This window comes from Vibrio sp. 970 (assembly GCF_033339075.1).
Window position 1 is genome coordinate 1 of the sequence record NZ_JAWOTW010000809.1, and the last position, 519, is coordinate 519.

General features: G+C 48.6%; 2 pseudogenes. Both read left to right on the plus strand.

Annotated elements, in window-relative coordinates:
* A pseudogene (locus R7Q11_RS29325) lies at positions 1-275 on the plus strand (phospholipase); the annotation flags it as partial.
* Positions 272-519 (plus strand): annotated as a pseudogene (locus R7Q11_RS29330) (chromosome partitioning protein ParA); the annotation flags it as partial. The pseudogenes R7Q11_RS29325 and R7Q11_RS29330, both read left to right, overlap by 4 nt.

Sequence of the window (519 nt, forward strand, 5' to 3'; positions counted from 1 at the left end):
ACCAGCAGATGATCGCAAACCTAAGTGCGATGGAGCCTCAATACTCTGGCTATACAGCGTCTACGTTCGACCCTCGTATCAATAACTTCGCAGGCGAAGCGCTATCTGGTGGCGAAAATGTGGAATACCTCGATTACGTCATGGTGAGCAACGAATATGGCGTGAAATCGTTTAACGACAACCGCGTTGATGTTCCACGTTCAACGGCAGAGGGGTTGTGGAAACATTACAACCTGTCGGATCACTTCCCTGTCAGCGCCGTGATCAAGCCATGAAGCTCAGCTTACTAATCACTGTGTCCGCCGTTTTGGCGGGCATAGTTTGGTTTTCAGTCAATGTCGACGAGCGCGATCACTTAACGCAGCTTTCTTCGGAGTTACAGGATAAATCAATCGCATTGGTTGATAGTGATTCGAGGCCACCCCAGCGCCAAAGCAGTACTCAAAAGTCCAAGTCAAAATCAGACAACATGCCCACAGAGATTCAAGATCTTGCAGAGCGACTAAACCGTTCTAAAGA